The sequence below is a fragment of the Pseudomonas jessenii genome (genome assembly GCF_002236115.1).
Lineage (GTDB): Bacteria > Pseudomonadota > Gammaproteobacteria > Pseudomonadales > Pseudomonadaceae > Aquipseudomonas > Aquipseudomonas jessenii.
Map to the genome: position 1 here is coordinate 888,595 of NZ_NIWT01000002.1, position 17,031 is coordinate 905,625.

Consider the following 17,031-nt stretch of genomic DNA (forward strand, 5'->3'; position numbering starts at 1 on the left):
ATTATGTCAATGTGCATGGCTTTGATTGATCCGGCGTCATCGACCATGACGTCCGGATTATTAGGTTTTTGGCCAGATTTCAGACGGTAAATCCAACACGCTAAAAAATAGGGTTGACGTAAAATGAACACGAGTGTTCAATCGATTCATGAGGTAATCCTGGAGAGAGAACCGTGGAATCCCTGAATCCAACACAACGCCGCATTCATCAAGCTGCCTTTCGCCTGTTCGCCGAGAGAGGCACCTCACAAGTGAACATCCTCGACCTCGCGCAAGAGGCAGGCGTGGCGCGCGGAACGGTCTATAGCAACATCGACAGCATGGAAAGCCTGTTCGAGGCGGTCGCCAGCCATCTCGCGAGGGAGATGCATGAGCGCGTCAACAAGAGCTTCGACTCCCTCTCGGATCCGGCTCATCGCCTTGCCAATGGCATTCGATTCTTCATTCGCCGAGCGCACGAAGACTCACAGTGGGGCGCGTTCATCCATAAATTCGCCATGAGCAATTCGGCGTTGCGCGAAATGTTCAGCAGCCAGGCGACCACGGATCTTCTGAGTGGGCTTGCCACTGGGCGCTACACGTTTGCGCAGGAGCAATTGCTCTCGGTACTGACGTTGATATCGAGCAGCGTGCTTGGCTCGATTTTCCTGGTACTGGAAGGGCATCGAACGTGGCGCGAGTCGGGCTCTGATACCGCCGAGCTGGTACTGCGCGCATTGGGTGTGCCGCCAGAGGAGGCTCGTGCGTTGGCGACCAAAGAGTTGCCGGCACTTCCATCTCTCGACTGAGTTCGTAACTGACTTAACAAAATAAACCCCTGTTTTTTCGGGGTTCGGGACCGCTTTGCCCTAAAAAACCGGAAAACAACAACAATGAACAACAAAATCGAATTGCACCGGTTGACGACGCAACAGCCCGCCCGGCATCCGCAACCGACGGTGAAGGCCCTGGATCTGACTCACCTGATCTTCCAGCGGCCGGACTTGAATGCGGCGGCGCGTTTCCTGACTGACTTCGGCCTCACGGTAAGTCGGCAGGACGCCGATACGCTCTATCTACGGGCCGCCGAAGCCACTGCCTACTGTTACCGTGTCCAACGGGCCGAACAGGCACGCTTTATCGGGTTCGGACTTGCCGTGCAGTCCCTGGAAGATCTGGAAAAGCTCACTCGAATCCCGGGTGCGTCATCGGTAGAGAAGTCGGAACATCCTGGCAAAGGGTATTACGTCACACTGACGGATCCTTCCGGTTTCATTGTGGAAGCCGTCTGCGACCAGACGCCAGGCAAGCCTCTGGCGCATAGAGCTCCTTTGAACTGGAATCTGGCGCACGAGCAACCTCGAATCAACGCCACGCAGCGCCCGCCGATTGCCCCCCCTGAAGTCCTCAAGCTTGGCCACATCGTCCTTGAAGTGGCCGACTATCAGGCGACGTGTGCCTGGTATACGCGGCATTTCGGGTTTATTCCCAGCGATGTGCAGGTACTCCCCGACGGCACGCCCATTGTCACTTTCATGCGCCTTGATCTCGGTGACATTCCCGCGGATCACCATACGCTCGCTATTGCACAAGGGTTCATGGCCACCTACAGCCATAGCGCCTATGAAGTCGTCGATGCAGACGCCGTGGGTATGGGGCAGCGCGTCTTGCGCGAGCGCGGTTGGGCGCACTCATGGGGCATCGGCCGGCACATTCTGGGCAGTCAGATCTTCGATTACTGGCAAGACCCTTGGGGCGACAAGCACGAGCATTATTGCGATGGGGATCTTTTCACGGCCACCCAGCCTACGGGCATTCATCCGGTGAGTCCCGAGGCAATGGCGCAATGGGGGCAGCGCATGCCCAAGAGTTTTACCAAACCCAAGATGAGCCTGGCCAATCTGATTCTGCTGATTCGCAACCTGCGACGCAGCCCGGACCTGAGCCTTCGAAAGTTGCTAACACTCATGCGGATGTTCGGGTAGAGCTGCCGCCATGTCGGGCAATTCAACCAGATATGGCCGGCGCGATGTGCTCAAAGCCGGTGCTGTGATCGCCGGCGGCTCGTTGATTTACAGCGTTACCAGCCCTTCACAAGAACAACACCAGAATTCTCGTGCCATCGAGCACGGGAAAAACACTGCTCCAGGAGTGCCTTCAATGTCTGCAGTACACGTAGTCCGCTTTGAATTTCAGAATGGTATCCATTGGGGCGTGCTACGCCAGGGCCGTATCACAGTTGTCCCCGGTGTTTTTGAAACCACCGGTGACTTCATTAGCCAGAACAGTCTCGACGACCTTGTTCAACTGAAAGGTGCGGAGGTGGATGAGCGTGAAGTAAAACTGCTGTCGCCGGTAACCCGTAACCAGCAGTTCGTCTGCCAGGGTGCCAATTACCGTCAGCACATGATCGAGTCGGGCATGGATCCGGATGCGAAGAAATTCAACATGATCTTCACCAAGGCGACCAGTTGCCTGGTGGCGGCTGACAGCGACCTGATCAAGCCGCGCCATGTGCGTTTCCTTGATTACGAGATCGAACTGGGCCTTGTGATGAAGCGCTCGATCACCGGCGCCATTGCTGTCACCGATGCCAATCTGCATGAGTTCATTGCAGGCGTCGTCATCGTCAATGACTACTCGGCTCGTGACATTCAGATTCCCCAGATGCAGTTCTACAAGGGCAAGAGCTACCGCACTTTCGGCCCGGTCGGCCCGTACCTGTGCCTTCTGGATGCCTCGAACATTCATTACCTGAAAGAACTGCAGCTGCGCCTGACGGTGAACGACCAGGTGCGACAGAACGACAGCACGGCCAACCTGGTTTACGGCCCCGCTGAAACCCTGACCGAACTTTCCGCCTTGCAAGATCTCGCGGTTGGAGACCTGATCGCCACCGGTACGCCTGCCGGCTGTGCCCTGACGATCCCTTCGCCTGCCAAAATGCGCATTGCAGCGCTGCTACCCGAAGCCACCAAGTGGAAGCTTTTCCTCAAGGCGCAGGAAGGCCGGACGCAGTACCTCAAGGCCGGTGACGTGGTCGAGGCGCGCATTCGCAGCGCCGATGGTGTGATCGACCTTGGCGTGCAACGCAACCGCGTCGTGGGGGAAGCCTGATGGTTGTGCAGACCCTGGATGACATCGAAAATCTCGAACGAGTCCCCTTGTCGGAGCGTGGCCTGGCTTGCAGCACTTATGACGTGCTGCAACAGGCGGCCGAGTGCAACCCACAGGCTCCGGCGCTGAGTTTCTTTGCCGATGCCGCCGATTTCAAACGCACCTACGAGTGGAACTACTCCCAGCTCTTCGCGGATATCACTCGCGCGGCAAACGCCTTCCATGACCTGGGCATAAGACCGGGCGAGGTGCTTGCCTTCATCCTGCCCAACCTGCCGGAAACCCACTTCACGCTATGGGGCGGGGAGGCGGCAGGGATCGCCATGGCGATCAATCCTCTGCTTGAAGCCTCGCAGATGGCTGGCTTGCTGAATGCGGCGAAAGCATCGGTGGTGGTGACGCTCGCGCCGACGGCGGGCAGCGACCTGTGGCCCAAACTGGCTTCGCAGCTGGATCGTTTACCAACGGTCAGGTCTGTTGTTTGGGTGAGCATGGAACCCTATGTCGACGAACCTGTGCGTGGCGCTCTTAAAGCCGTAGCACTGAAGGAACGAGACTTACACAGCGGCATCGCGATCCACGATTGGCGTGCGCTGATGAATACTCAGCCGCACACGCACCTCAAGAGCGGTCGGCAAATCCGCCAGGATGAGTGCTCCTCCTACATCTGTACGGGCGGCACTACCGGACTCCCCAAGATCGCCGCGCGCACCCATGGCTCTGAAGTATTCAATGTATGGGCCGTGGCCGCTCACTTGCAGCCACGCAGTGGTAGCCAGGTTATCTTTTGTGGCCTGCCGCTGTTTCATGTCAATGGCCAGCTGGTGACTGGACTGATGCCTTGGACTCAAGGCGATCACGTGATTCTCGGGACGCCTCAAGGGTATCGTGGCGAGGGGGTGATCCCACGATTCTGGGAGATGGTCGAGCACTTCGGTATCAACCTCTTTTCCGGCGTGCCTACTGTCTATGCGGCACTTCTGCAAAATGAATGGCAGGGCCGCGACCTGTCCAGCCTGCGCTTTGCAATGTGTGGCGCCGCACCCATGCCGGCAGAGCTTTTCCGAGAGTTCGAGAACCGTACCGGGGTGAAAATCCTTGAAGGTTACGGCCTTACCGAGGGCGCCTGCGTCTCTTCAATCAATCCACCCCATGGCGAACGCCATATCGGCTCCATCGGGATACGGATCGCGTACCAGAATATGCGTGCGGTCTTGCTCAATGATTCGGGAGAGTACCTGCGCGACGCCAACGTGGATGAGATCGGCCTGATCACAATCAGCGGACCGAACCTCTTCGAGGGTTATCTGGAAGAACGTCATAACCAGGGCCTCTGGATCGATATCGACGGTCATCGCTGGCTGAATACGGGCGATTTGGGGCGCCAGGATGCGCAGGGTTATTTCTGGCTGACCGGACGCAAGAAGGAGTTGATCATCCGCGGCGGCCACAACATCGATCCCAAGCAAATCGAGGAGGCGCTTCAGGCGCATCCCGCTGTCGCCTTGGCCGCTGCAATCGGTAGCCCCGATGCCTACTCGGGCGAGGTGCCGGTTGCCTATGTTCAGCTGCGTCCCGGGCAAGTTTGCAATGCCGAAGAACTTGAGGCGTTCGCTCATCAGAACATTAGCGAGCGCGCAGCCGTTCCCAAGCGCATTGAAATCCTCGAAGCATTGCCACTGACTGCCGTGGGCAAGATATTCAAGCCCGCGTTGCAGCAGCGGGAGATTGCCAAAGTAGTCCAGCAGGAAGTGGAGCGCCTGGGGCTTTCGGATATTGCTGTTGAAGTCGTGCAGGACAATCGTCGTGGGCAGGTTGCCTGCGTCAGGGCCGGAACGGGCCAGGAAGTCCTGGCTCCGCTCTTGGGCCGTTATAGCTTTCAAGTCGAGTGGGTTAATTGAGTTCGTGATTCGTAATCTGTAAGTCCGGCAGTCATGCCCTGGTGCTGTTCAGCCAGGGCTTTTTACACAACATCGATCCTCTCTAACCGGCACTGAAAAGTGCACGGAAAGGCGAAGCCTTGCCTGGTGCAATCAACAAAAACAATAAACATGAGGTGGAAAATGAAACTGAATAGCCGTGTGATCTCGAGTGTTTCTACTCAGCGCAAATGTGCAGTCTGGATTGAGTTCAGCAGTGCCATCGCACTACTCAGCGCCTCTACCATTGCAAGCGCCAATGGCATTGCACTCAACGAACAAAGTGCAAGCAGTGCGGGAACTGCTTATGCGGGAAGGTCGTCTTCCGCGCTGGACGCCAGCACTATCTTTGGAAATCCCGCGGGCTTGACCAAGTTGAAACGCAGTGAGATTTCCGGCGGGGCCGCGGTCGTCTCGGTGAGCGATGACATCAGTGATGCGCAAAGCAGTGCCCCAGGTACCAATAAGGGGGACTCGGTACCTTTGGGCGTCGTGCCCTTCGCTTATATGTCGACGCCACTTGATGATCGCTTTTCGATTGGCCTGGGTCTCTATGCGCCGAGTGGTCTGATCAATGATTACGAGAGCACTTTTCAGGGGCGCTACCATGGCTCCTATAGCACGACCAAGGAAGTAACCCTGCAGCCGACCATTGCTTATCGGATCAATGATTACGTGTCCATTGGTGGCGGACCGACCATAAACCGTTTCAATGCAAAGCTTCAGAATTACCTGGCCACCGGCGCCTTGAACAACGGCGAGGACACACTGGTCACCATCAAAGGCGATGACACGGCACTTGGCTACAACGTAGGCATCCTGGTTGATTTTACTGAGTCAACCCGTTGGGGGATTAACTATCACTCGAAGGTGGACTATGAACTCAAGGGGCATACTCAGGTTTCTGGCTCCCCGAGCGTTATCCCGCTGGACGGAAATTATGACAACAAGATAGACCTCACGATGCCCGAATCCGTGGACACGTCTATCACCCATCACTTCAATGATCGCTGGACGGGCTATCTGGGAACCACCTGGAAACGGTGGAGCCGGATCCAGAAGGTTGAGGCAGTCAACAGCGGTCTTTCCCCCATGGGCCAGCAGGCTGGCCTGGGACATGTGATCGAAGAAATGAACTGGCGCGACACCTGGAGCACCGCAGTGGGCGCCTCCTATCAAGTGAACCAGCAATGGCTGCTGCGCGCAGGCTACGCCTATGATCCTTCGCCCATCAGGAATGCCGATCGCAGCGTGCGCATTCCGGTTGGGAATCGCCAAGCCGTGACCTTGGGCAGTGCTTATTCGCCAAATTCCGACCTGACGATAGACTTTGCTTACGGATATCTCTGGGATTCCAAAGTATCGGTAAAGCAGTCGAACAACTCCGGTGTTCAACCGGAATACAGTGCCAAATACGACAATAGTGCGAATGGTGTTTCAGTGCAGGCAACCTATCGGTATTAATCGACCTGACTCAGAGCATTTCCACTACGTATTGATTGAGTAGTTTTTCCAGCGCCCATTGCTGAACCTGTCATGGGGGCTCTTTACAGCGGGCGGGCGCTACGCGTTCCACGGCGTTAGTAGCCATGCCTAATCGAGGTGTTTTACCAAGCTCCTTGCTGTCGGTGCACTCTCCACAAGTGGGTCTCTACGTTATATCTGCGCCTGTCTGAAGGTCGTCGCTATCCGTGGCGATTTGGAAGACCCCGCACTCGCGCTCCGCGAGTTCGGGACGGCGCCACCGAATTACGCAAATCAAAGCCTGGAGGTTTTGTGGTGCTAAATCGCTACGATTTACTTAAGTGAATGGCAGCTTTTGGCTGTGGGTTCAACCGGGCGATGCAACACACTTAAATTCTGCAACGCTGCTCGGGCGAGCAACCTCGACCATTAGCCGTGAGGTCAGACGCAACGGCGGTCAATCGAAGGTGACAGCACAGGGTCTACACCGGTTCGTGGGGCACCACCTTTGAACAATAGGGGAGAAACCAGGCACTTTAAAGGTCATCGTTTTTGTGAAATCACACCACCCATGTATTGATTTAAATCGCGCAGATCTTTAATGCTCCATGAATGCGGCGATAGCTTTACACCATTCTCACGCAAGGTTCTTGGAATCAAGTCTCCATTTGGACGAAGTATTATCGAAGATACAATCACGCCCGGATAATCATTTAATCGTTTTTTGAAAGCGGACGTTGTTAGATTAGGTGTAGGAGGATTGCTTTTATTGGCCAGTGGTCCTGTTGCTTTGAGATCCATTCCGTGGCACATGCTGCATCGCTGTAGATAGAGATTTTTTCCATTAGCATTATCCGCGAAGGATAGTAATGTTTGAGTCAGCGATAAAATTCCTAGCGAAGCGATGAATAATATTTTCATTGTTTTTATCTTCCTTGATGGGATCAGCGTCGATTGGACGCGATTTGGGGCGCGGGAAAGATATCAGCCATCGCGTTGGCACTCACAGTCATTTCTGATGCGCAACTCGTTTTCCCGGCGCCTCCCAGTGACCGCTCTTGGCTGTGGATTCAACCGGTCATGAAGCCGAAATCAAGCTGAAGAACGTGCTCGGCGATGTTTGCGCAACTATGAGGACTCAACACTAAAGGCACCGATTTAAGACGGCAGTAAAGAGCCAGTCACGGTATACGCAGGAAAAGACATCATCGATTCTGCTGACGGATGCTCGTAGGTGGAGGACAACATGGCGCTGAGTCGATCGCCCAACAGGTCCCAGGCACGCTTCTTCTCTTCGGCATAATCGTGATGCAGGTAGTGCCGTCTTACCCGGGAGCCGGCCAGCACATGGTTTTGGCAGCGATCGATGACGTCCAGGCTGACCCCCAAGGCCTGCATCATGGTTGCGCCCGTACGGCGTAGGTCATGCGGTGTCCAGTCGCCGTTTTGGCCGTCGGCAAGCACCAGCGTATCGTCGTGACGCCGTCTGGAGAGAGCCTTGCGGCTTTTAAATCGGGCCTGGCGATCGCCGACCTGTTTGCTCACCACTTTCACGTCCACATGCCCATCATCCTGCTTGTTCGGAAAGCACCACTGAGAGTCGCCCGTCAGGGTTTTGAGTTCCTGAAAGAAATGCAGGGCGAAGGGGGAGAGGAAAACATGGTGGTCCTGTTTCTTGCCGCGGGTGCCTTTGACGTTTTCACTGGGGAGGAACCAGGTCTGCTGGTCCAGATCGACATTTTTCCATTCGGCCTGCAGCAACTCGCCAATCCGACACAGGGTGCCCAGGCTGATCCAGAGCGCGAGTTGGGTTTCTTTTTTCAATGGCCGAATGCCTTCGTACTTTTGCCCGGCGGGGAGGGCGCTGTAATCGGCGGTCATTTGCTGGAAGCGGTTGTGCAGTTCCAACAGCTCCGCCGGCGAAAGGATGCGGCTTCGTTCCGCTTCGTAGTCGGCAGGGATCAGGGGGGAGATGTCGACCAGTTCAGTCGGATCGCCCTCGATCAATAAGGCCCGCCAGGGCTGACGCTTTCTGGCCCAACTAAACATCTGGGTGAGGTCGGCGAAAAAACTGATGGCTTGTCGGTAAGCGCCGCGGTTGACCACGGTGCGGATCAGCGCCCGAATATCGTGCTCGGACACATTGTTCACCGCGGTCTTGCCGAGGGCTGGCAAAAGGTCCTTGTTAAGGCGCCGTTGCAACTCGGCATTGCCGTCTTTACGCGCGACGCCATCCAGCAGCCAGGCCTTGGCCAGATCCTGGACGGTCAGAGTTTGGACCTTCGTCGATTTTTCCTGATCGGCTTTTGCGTTCGTCGCGGCATGAGCCTGTGCCTTGGCGGTTTTCTTGTGCTCGTTGGGATTGATCTGCTCATCAATGAGTGCCCGGGCCTGGTTACGCGCCTTACGGATGTCCGTCAGGGATTTGCGTGGCCAAGACCCGCAGGCGTATTCTTTGTTCTGGTCGCCCCACCGATAGCGATAGAAAAAGCTGACCGACACGCCGTCCTTACGCAGGGAAATTCGACCTGCGAGATTGCCATCTTCCCGGAGGATGCGTCCGGCATCGTTGGCGGTCAGCGACTCGAGTTCTTTGATGGTGATTTTGGCCATAAAATGGGTTCCCCCTACTTTTACCCCCACAAAAACGTCGGCTCTTGATGGACGTTACTGGACTCTCGTAGAGCAGAACACCGCTGGAGTTCAAGTAAATACTCGCTTGTAAAAATCCAGAGTAAAATTTTGGAAGCTTTCAAGAAGTATGAAAAAGGAGATGGGGTGCTAGGGGTCGAGTGTTCGAATCACTCCGTCCCGACCATATAATTCAAGGGGTTGCGAGATTTTATCTGGCGACCCCTTTTTATTTTAGGTGGTTTTTACCCCTACAAAACGGCTGGCTCTGGGTGGAATCTTCGATGGATATCAAGGACGCAATTTGCGCGTTTTCGGTTCTTTTTTATGATCGGCTGCTGCGGTATCGGGCGCGATCCGCGCGGATACGTAACAGACCACCTCTGGCCGAGAGCCGCCGGTATTAAAGGCAGCTATCACCTCAAAGCGGATACCTATGGGCAGACGGTAATATCGGCGAGCTAAGTCTGCACTCAGCGCAGAAGCACTATCAGATATTCGCCAGAATACGTTCACGGCCGATCTTTCAATCGGTTCTGAAACAGTAATGGCTGCCTGCGCAATCCCGACTGCCTGCACCATTCCAGCGGGGACACACTAAACCAGCGATTGAATGCCCGCGAGAACGTGCTGACATCGGCGTAACCCAGCTGATGCGCCATTTGTGTCAGGCTGATCGTCGGGACTTGCAGGTAATTGCGCACCAATTGCTGGCGTGTCTCATCCAGCAATTGCTGAAAGGACGTGTTTTTTTGCTCCAGGCGACGCTGCAAAGTACGAGGGTTGAGCGCCATGCAGTCGGCCACTCTGTCGATCGTCGCACGACCGCTGGGCAACAGATTGCGAAGTAATTGTCCGACGTAGCCGGGCATTTCGTCTGCCGACAAGCGTTCCATGCCGGACAGATGTTGAGCGATGAGTTGATGCAGTGCTTCGCTGGCGCAATCCAGCGGCTGCGTCAGCACGCAAGCGTCGAATAACAGACCGGTATGTGCCGCAGAGAAGGTCGGCGTGATGCCCAGCGTCTTCCGATAGACGAACTCATCTGCATGGGGCGAGTGACGAAGCATTACTGCTTCGGGCTGCCATTGGTCCCCGACCAAGGTCCGCATCAGTTGCATACCGACACCACACGCCAACTCTTCTGCCTGTGACAGTCCGGCCATTGTCGTTTCATCTATCTGGTAACTGAGCACGGCAACGCCGTCGACAACCTCGAGGTCAATTTGCGCTGATCCGTTGTACAACGAGAAATTGGCACGCAGCTCAAACAAGGCATCACCGACGGTTCGAGTGTTGTGAATCAGGAAAAAAATATCACCGAAAACGTCGACCCCTTGATAGAGCCCGAATTCCAGGCCGAACAACGGGTTATTCGAACCCTGTTGGCACAGCTCCAGCAAGCCGCAATAGTGCTGGAAGGACAGGATATCTTCCGGACGGTGCAGCGAAGCCACGGGCAATGAGGCCTGGCGCAGCATCCGGTTCGGGTCCAAGCCCTGACTGCGGGCGAATTGATCGAATCCTGCAAGGCTGAGGGCACGAATGAAAGGATTGGAAGCCATTTCTATCACCGAGGGATTTGATACTTATGTTGCTTCCACTTTTGCGGACTGATGCCGTTCCAGCGAGTGAAAGCCCGGGAGAATGTACTCAGATCGGCGTAACCCAACAGACTTGCCAATTGCGTCAGGCTGATCGACGAGTCGCTGAGGTAACGCGCGGCCATTGCCTGACGCGTGTCGTCCAACAGTTCCTGAAATCCTGTGCCTTGCGTCATAAGGTAGCGTTGCAGGGTGCGCGGGCTGATCATCATGTGCTCGGCAATCTGACCAATCGCGACCTGGCCATTGGCAAGCCTGCTGCGCAACAGCTTTTGCACGTAAGAGGGCAGCTCTTGCAGCGTCATGCGGGCCAGCTCATCGATGTGTTGCTGGACCAATTGCTGACACCTGACGTCCGTCGCTTCCAGAGGTATCGCTAGCAATGATTCATCGAACACCCACGCATTGACGGGGCAATCGAAGCGCGGCAACAAACCCAGTAGTGCTCGGTAGGCGCTGCGATTTGCCACACAACAATGGCGCAACATCAGGCCTCGCGGTTGCCAGGCGTGCCCCAGCAGTTCGCGGAGCAAGCACGCTGCTATCCCCATCGCCAACTCCACCGTCTGACGCACCGAGGCCAACGCTCCATCGGTGATTTCATACAGGAGCAGGACGTTGCCAGTCTGACGTTCAAGGCGCACTTGCGCGCCGTCGCTATGAACATGGAAATAGCGGGTCAGTAGATTCAGCGCCTCGCCCACGTTGCCGGTACAGCGCATGGCGTAGAGCAGGGTGCCGAGACTTTGCGTGCCCTGGTGTAAGCCGAACTGCAAGCCGAACAGCGGATTGTTCGAGCGCACCGCACACAACTCGACCAAGGCGTTGAACTGAGCGCCGGAAAGTTGCGCATCCAGCAGGTCTAAAGGCAGATGAACCTCAGCCAGCGCCGAATCCGGATCGATGCCCTGACTGACAGCGAACTCCTTAAACCCTAACAGAGCAGTACCACGGACAGTGGACATCAACTCGATCCCCCGAATGAAACACAGCTTGTGGCCAAGGGCGCACTGGCACGATTTGCAAAATCTCTGGCGCGATCTGCAAAGCTTTCACCTTGGTCCCGAGACCAGACTTGAACCACCAATAACAAAAGACCTGCGTTCGGCCCAAGGCTGGACGATGGAGGTATTCGATGCGTCGGTTCCTGTTCGCTTTCCTGGTGGTCGCGCTGATTTCGGGTGCGCTTTATTTTCAGCCTCAGCCCGCTGGCCACACTGTTGTTCATCATTCCAATCACCCACCGGTTGCTGGCATCAGCGATGCCTTCACGCATTTCTGAAGACTAAAGCGTTCTTTCCTGCACAGATTAGCGCTCGCGGAACTCGCCGCCAGACAGCGCTCCATGCAGGAACATCTGCTCAAGCGTTCGTGCCGAATCAGCATTGGCGGCACGCCCGCGCTGTTCGGCATCCACCAGGCCATAGACCAGCGTGATGAACAGCTCGGTAAAAATCGCTGCAGTGATGTCGATACGAAACAACCCTTTTTGCTGGCCTCGCAGGAAGAACCCATCCAGCGCCTCCAGGTAAAACTGCCAGCGTATGTCACCCCGTTCGAAGTCCAGGAAGTCAGGGCGGTATTGCGCCATCAGAAAGGCCAGCAGTTCGCGATGGGCGAGGTGCTCCCTGATCAATCGGCGTAGCGCGTCCAGTGGCTCCAGATGCTGCAGGCCGGCGCTGCGGATAATCAGATTGAGCGTGCCCTCGGCGTATTCCTCCAGTCGCTGCCCCAGGTTTTCCCGTGTTCCACAGTAGCGGTGCAGGGTCGCCTTGCTCACGCCTGCCAATTGCGCCAACTCCTTCATCGTCGCTCGCGGCCGGCTGACGACCGCCACGGTCAGCGTCTTGAGCAGGTGTTCATCATGGGAAATCGGGTTCATCACCAAGCCTCAAGCGATGTTTATAAAGGTTCTCAAATTTCTCATATGAGACAATATTGACTCATTAGGGCTTAGAAAGTAGCATTCGCACCAAATTCAATCAAGCTTTGGGTGAGTTATGGGCAATTTGCGTGCAGTAGGGATGGCGGGCTCGCTGGCAGTAGCCATTGCGCTGGCGGGATGTGGGCCGGCAAATGATCAAGCGAGTGTGGCCGAAGTGGCGCGCCCGGTAGAAGTATTAGCGGTGAAGACTGAGCCTCTGGCGCTGACTTCGGAGCTACCGGGCAGGGTGGAACCCATGCGGGTTGCGGAGGTGCGTGCACGGGTGCCTGGCATCGTGATGCAAAAGCGTTTTGAAGAGGGCGCTGACGTCAAAGCCGGGGACCTGCTGTTCCAGATTGACCCGGCACCGCTCAAAGCGGCTTTATCGCGCGCCGAGGGTGAGTTAGCTCGAACTCAGTCCGTCGTGCTGGAAGCGCAGGCGCGGGTCAAACGCTATGAACCGTTAGTGAAGATCGAGGCGGTCAGCCAACAGGATTTCGACAGTGCCACGGCCGATCTACGCAACGCTCAGGCGACCACCCGTTCGGCTCAAGCCGACCTGCAAAGCGCCCGCTTGAACCTCGGTTATGCCTCGGTGACCGCACCGATTTCGGGTCGCGTCGGCCGCGCGCTGGTGACCGAAGGTGCCTTGGTTGGCCAGGGCGACGCGACGTTGATGGCGCGAATTCAACAACTTGATCCGGTCTATGTCGATTTCACTCAGTCGGCCGCTGATGCGCTGCGCCTGCGCGAGTCGCTCAAGGACGGGAAACTCTCCGCCACCGACAACAAGGCGCTGTCGATTCGCGTCGACGGCACGGCATACGAGCGCCAAGGTGCACTGATGTTTACCGACGTCGCGGTTGATCGCGGCACGGGGCAGGTGTCGTTGCGTGGCAAGTTCGCCAATACCGACGGCGTCCTGTTGCCGGGCATGTTTGTACGCGTGCGCACGCCACAAGGCACTGACAACCAGGCCATTCTTGTGCCGCAACGTTCGGTGCAACGCGGCAGCGATGGCGTTGCACAGGTGATGGTGGTCGGCGTAGACGACCGAGTCGAGTCACGCAATGTGGTCACCGGCGCCATGCAGGGTTCGCGCTGGCAAATCAGTGAGGGATTGAAGGCGGGCGATCAGGTGATTGTCGGCGGCCTTACCGGTCTGCAACCGGGTGCCAAAGTCGCACCTGCTCAGCCCCACGCGCAGGCTCAGTCGCCTGAGTCGAAACAGTAAGGGCGCAGTCGCCGCGAGGATACTCCGATGTCTCAGTTTTTCATCAAACGCCCGAATTTTGCTTGGGTGGTGGCGTTGTTCATCTCTCTGGCCGGTCTGCTGGTCATCCCGATGCTGCCGGTGGCGCAGTATCCCAACGTTGCGCCGCCGCAAATCAAGGTGACGGCGACCTATCCTGGTGCTTCGGCGAAAGTGCTGGTGGACTCGGTCACCAGCGTGATCGAGGAGTCGCTCAATGGTGCCAAAAACCTGCTGTATTTCGAGTCGACCAACAACTCCAACGGCATCGCCGAGATTGCGATTACGTTCCAGCCCGGCACTGATCCGCAGCTTGCCCAGGTTGACGTGCAAAATCGCCTGAAAAAGGCCGAAGCACGCATGCCGCCAGCCGTGCTCACCCAAGGGTTGGAGGTGGAGCAGACCAGTGCCGGTTTCCTGCTGATCTATGCGCTCAACTACAAGGAGGGCACCCAGCACAGCGATACCACCGCTCTGGGTGACTATGCCGCGCGCAACATCAACAACGAACTGCGCCGGGTGCCCGGCGTCGGCAAGCTGCAATTCTTCTCTTCTGAAGCAGCCATGCGGATCTGGATCGACCCGCAGAAACTGGTGGGTTATGGACTGTCTATCGACGACGTGAGCACAGCCATTCGCGGACAGAACGTGCAGGTGCCGGCCGGCAGCTTCGGCAGTACGCCGACCAGCAGCCAGCAGGAACTGACTGCTACGTTGGCGGTGAAAGGTACTCTGGATAATCCGGAAGAATTCGCACGCATCGTTCTGCGCGCCAACGAGGACGGCTCGACGGTCAATCTGGCGGATGTCGCTCGTGTGGAAGTCGGCCAGGAGAGTTACAACTTCAACTCGCGTCTGAATGGTAGACCGGCGGTGGCGGCGGCGATCCAGTTATCCCCCGGCGCCAACGCGATCCAGACCGCGACGGCAGTCAAGGAACGCCTGGCCGAACTGTCGGCCTACTTTCCGGACGACGTGGAATATTCCGTGCCCTACGACACCTCGCGTTTCGTCGATGTCGCTATCGAGAAGGTGATCCATACCTTGATCGAGGCGATGGTGCTGGTATTCCTGGTGATGTTCCTGTTCCTGCAGAACATCCGCTATACATTGATCCCGTCGATTGTGGTGCCGGTGTGTCTGCTGGGCACGCTGCTGCTGATGTACCTGCTGGGCTTCTCGGTGAACATGATGACCATGTTCGGCATGGTGCTCGCGATCGGTATTCTGGTGGACGACGCCATCGTAGTGGTGGAGAACGTTGAACGGATCATGGCCGAGGAGGGGCTTTCACCGGTCGATGCCACAGTTAAAGCGATGGGGCAAGTATCGGGAGCGATCATCGGCATCACCCTGGTGCTGTCGGCGGTGTTCATGCCATTGGCGTTCATGTCCGGCTCGGTGGGTGTGATCTACCAGCAGTTCTCGGTGTCGCTGGCGGTGTCGATTTTGTTCTCGGGCTTCCTGGCGTTGACGTTCACTCCGGCGCTGTGTGCCACGTTGCTCAAGCCGATTCCTCAGGGACACCATGAGAAACGCGGTTTCTTCGGCGCCTTCAACCGTGGCTTTGCCCGGCTCACCGAGCGTTACTCGATCCTGAACAACGGGCTGGTGTCGCGTGCCGGCCGGATGATGTTGGTGTACGTGGGCATTATCGCGATGCTCGGTTACTTCTATCTGCGCTTGCCGGAGTCGTTTGTGCCCGTGGAGGACCAGGGCTACATGATCGTCGACGTTCAGTTGCCGCCGGGCGCGACCCGTACCCGCACCGAAGCCACCGGTGAACAACTGGAGCGGTTCCTCGCCTCCCGTGAAGCGGTCGCTTCGACTTTCCTGGTATCAGGCTTCAGTTTTTCCGGGATGGGCGATAACGCGGCGCTGGCATTCCCGGTGTTCAAGGACTGGTCGCTGCGTGGCGAAGATCAATCGGCCATGGCGGAAGTCATGGCGCTGAACGAGCAATTTGCCGTGACCAACGACGGTGCAGTGATGGCTGTGCCTCCGCCACCGATTGATGGCCTGGGCAACTCCGGTGGTTTTGCACTGCGCCTGCAGGATCGCGCCGGTCTGGGCCGCGAAGCATTGATTGCAGCCCGTGATCAGTTGCTCGGTCAGGCCAACGGCAACCCGAAAATCCTCTACGCAATGATGGAAGGCCTGGCCGAGTCGCCGCAATTGCGGGTGGTGATCGACCGCGACAAGGCCCGTACCCTGGGCGTGAGTTTCGAGTCGATCAGCGGTGCATTGTCAGCCGCGTTCGGTTCGGAGGTGATCAACGACTTCACCAACGCCGGCCGTCAGCAGCGTGTGGTGGTGCAGGCCGAGCAGGGCGACCGGATGACCCCGGAAAGTGTGCTCAAACTGTACGTGCACAACAGCGCGGGCAATCTGGTGCCGCTCAGCGCCTTCGTCACCACCCATTGGGAAGAAGGTCCGGTGCAACTGGTGCGTTACAACGGTTATCCGTCGATCCGGATCGTTGGTGACGCCGGGCCGGGATACAGCACCGGTGAAGCCATGGCGGAAATGGAGCGAATCGCCGCGCAATTGCCGGCGGGTTTCAGCTACGAGTGGACCGGCCTGTCGTATCAGGAAAAGGTTTCCAGCGGTCAGGCGACGCAACTGTTCGCGCTCGCGATCCTCGTGGTGTTCCTCTTGCTGGTCGCGCTTTATGAGAGCTGGGCAATTCCCCTGACCGTGATGCTGATCGTGCCGATCGGTGCCATCGGTGCGGTACTCGCGGTAATGGTCGCCGGCATGCCCAACGACGTGTATTTCAAGGTGGGGCTGATCACCATCATCGGTCTGGCGGCGAAGAACGCGATCCTCATCGTCGAGTTCGCCAAAGAGCTGTGGGAGAAAGGTTATAGCCTGCGCGGCGCTGCCATCGAGGCCGCAAGCCTGCGCTTTCGGCCGATTGTCATGACCTCCATGGCTTTCATCCTCGGCGTCGTGCCACTGGCGTTGGCAACCGGAGCAGGGGCTGCGAGTCAGCGTGCAATCGGTACGGGTGTGATCGGCGGCATGCTCAGCGCGACTTTGCTGGGTGTGTTGTTCGTACCGATCTGTTTTGTCTGGGTGCTGTCGATGCTGCGTAGTAAACCGGCACCCACTGAACAACCCGCTTTGACTCAGGAGTGA

13 protein-coding genes are annotated in these 17,031 nt (G+C 57.0%); 8 read left to right on the top strand and 5 right to left on the bottom strand.

Annotated features, from left to right (window positions below; genetic code table 11):
• The first annotated feature begins 173 nt into the window (after window positions 1-173).
• The 5 genes from PSJE_RS08840 (at window position 174) to PSJE_RS08860 (ending at window position 6,479) form a co-directional block, all read left to right on the top strand.
• On the top strand, window positions 174-788 hold the full coding sequence (locus PSJE_RS08840; protein WP_090454588.1) for a TetR/AcrR family transcriptional regulator: 615 nt from the start codon (window positions 174-176) through the stop codon (window positions 786-788).
• Between the two features lie 84 nt (window positions 789-872).
• Window positions 873-1,964, top strand: coding sequence for a VOC family protein (locus PSJE_RS08845; RefSeq protein WP_090454590.1), 1,092 nt, complete (start codon window positions 873-875; stop codon window positions 1,962-1,964).
• A 175-nt stretch (window positions 1,965-2,139) separates the two neighbouring features.
• A complete protein-coding gene (locus PSJE_RS08850; RefSeq protein WP_090454592.1) occupies window positions 2,140-3,096 on the top strand; it encodes a fumarylacetoacetate hydrolase family protein in 957 nt (318 codons plus the stop codon).
• Window positions 3,096-4,997 (top strand): acyl-CoA synthetase, encoded by a 1,902-nt coding sequence (locus tag PSJE_RS08855; protein ID WP_090454593.1) that lies wholly within the window; start codon window positions 3,096-3,098, stop codon window positions 4,995-4,997. The genes PSJE_RS08850 and PSJE_RS08855 overlap by 1 nt, the downstream gene beginning before the upstream one ends.
• Before the next feature lie 162 nt (window positions 4,998-5,159).
• Complete coding sequence (locus PSJE_RS08860; RefSeq protein WP_090454595.1) at window positions 5,160-6,479, top strand: outer membrane protein transport protein; 1,320 nt, start codon at window positions 5,160-5,162, stop codon at window positions 6,477-6,479.
• Window positions 6,480-7,022: 543 nt separating this feature from the next.
• On the opposite strand, the gene PSJE_RS08865 is transcribed toward PSJE_RS08860, so the two are convergent.
• From PSJE_RS08865 to PSJE_RS08880, 4 genes are all read right to left on the bottom strand, one after another.
• Window positions 7,023-7,400 carry a c-type cytochrome gene (locus tag PSJE_RS08865; protein WP_090454597.1) on the bottom strand — a complete coding sequence of 126 codons (378 nt, stop codon included), beginning with the start codon at window positions 7,398-7,400 and terminating at the stop codon, window positions 7,023-7,025.
• Between the two features lie 237 nt (window positions 7,401-7,637).
• Complete coding sequence (locus PSJE_RS08870; RefSeq protein ID WP_090454599.1) at window positions 7,638-9,092, bottom strand: tyrosine-type recombinase/integrase; 1,455 nt, start codon at window positions 9,090-9,092, stop codon at window positions 7,638-7,640.
• 530 nt (window positions 9,093-9,622) lie between these two features.
• A complete protein-coding gene (locus PSJE_RS08875; protein WP_090454600.1) occupies window positions 9,623-10,675 on the bottom strand; it encodes an AraC family transcriptional regulator in 1,053 nt (350 codons plus the stop codon).
• A gap of 5 nt (window positions 10,676-10,680) precedes the next feature.
• Window positions 10,681-11,682 (bottom strand): AraC family transcriptional regulator, encoded by a 1,002-nt coding sequence (locus PSJE_RS08880; protein ID WP_090454601.1) that lies wholly within the window; start codon window positions 11,680-11,682, stop codon window positions 10,681-10,683.
• 167 nt (window positions 11,683-11,849) lie between these two features.
• Between PSJE_RS08880 and PSJE_RS31270 the strand changes: the two genes are divergently transcribed.
• Window positions 11,850-11,996 (top strand): hypothetical protein, encoded by a 147-nt coding sequence (locus PSJE_RS31270; RefSeq protein ID WP_167362856.1) that lies wholly within the window; start codon window positions 11,850-11,852, stop codon window positions 11,994-11,996.
• A gap of 27 nt (window positions 11,997-12,023) precedes the next feature.
• Here PSJE_RS31270 and PSJE_RS08885 read toward each other — a convergent pair whose 3' ends face one another.
• Complete coding sequence (locus PSJE_RS08885; RefSeq protein ID WP_090454603.1) at window positions 12,024-12,596, bottom strand: TetR/AcrR family transcriptional regulator; 573 nt, start codon at window positions 12,594-12,596, stop codon at window positions 12,024-12,026.
• Between the two features lie 118 nt (window positions 12,597-12,714).
• Here PSJE_RS08885 and PSJE_RS08890 point away from each other — a divergent pair, with 118 nt between their 5' ends.
• The gene (locus PSJE_RS08890) at window positions 12,715-13,872 is read left to right on the top strand and encodes a MexC family multidrug efflux RND transporter periplasmic adaptor subunit (protein ID WP_090454605.1); all 1,158 of its coding nucleotides are present in this window, start codon (window positions 12,715-12,717) and stop codon (window positions 13,870-13,872) included.
• A gap of 27 nt (window positions 13,873-13,899) precedes the next feature.
• Window positions 13,900-17,031 (top strand): efflux RND transporter permease subunit, encoded by a 3,132-nt coding sequence (locus PSJE_RS08895; protein ID WP_090454607.1) that lies wholly within the window; start codon window positions 13,900-13,902, stop codon window positions 17,029-17,031.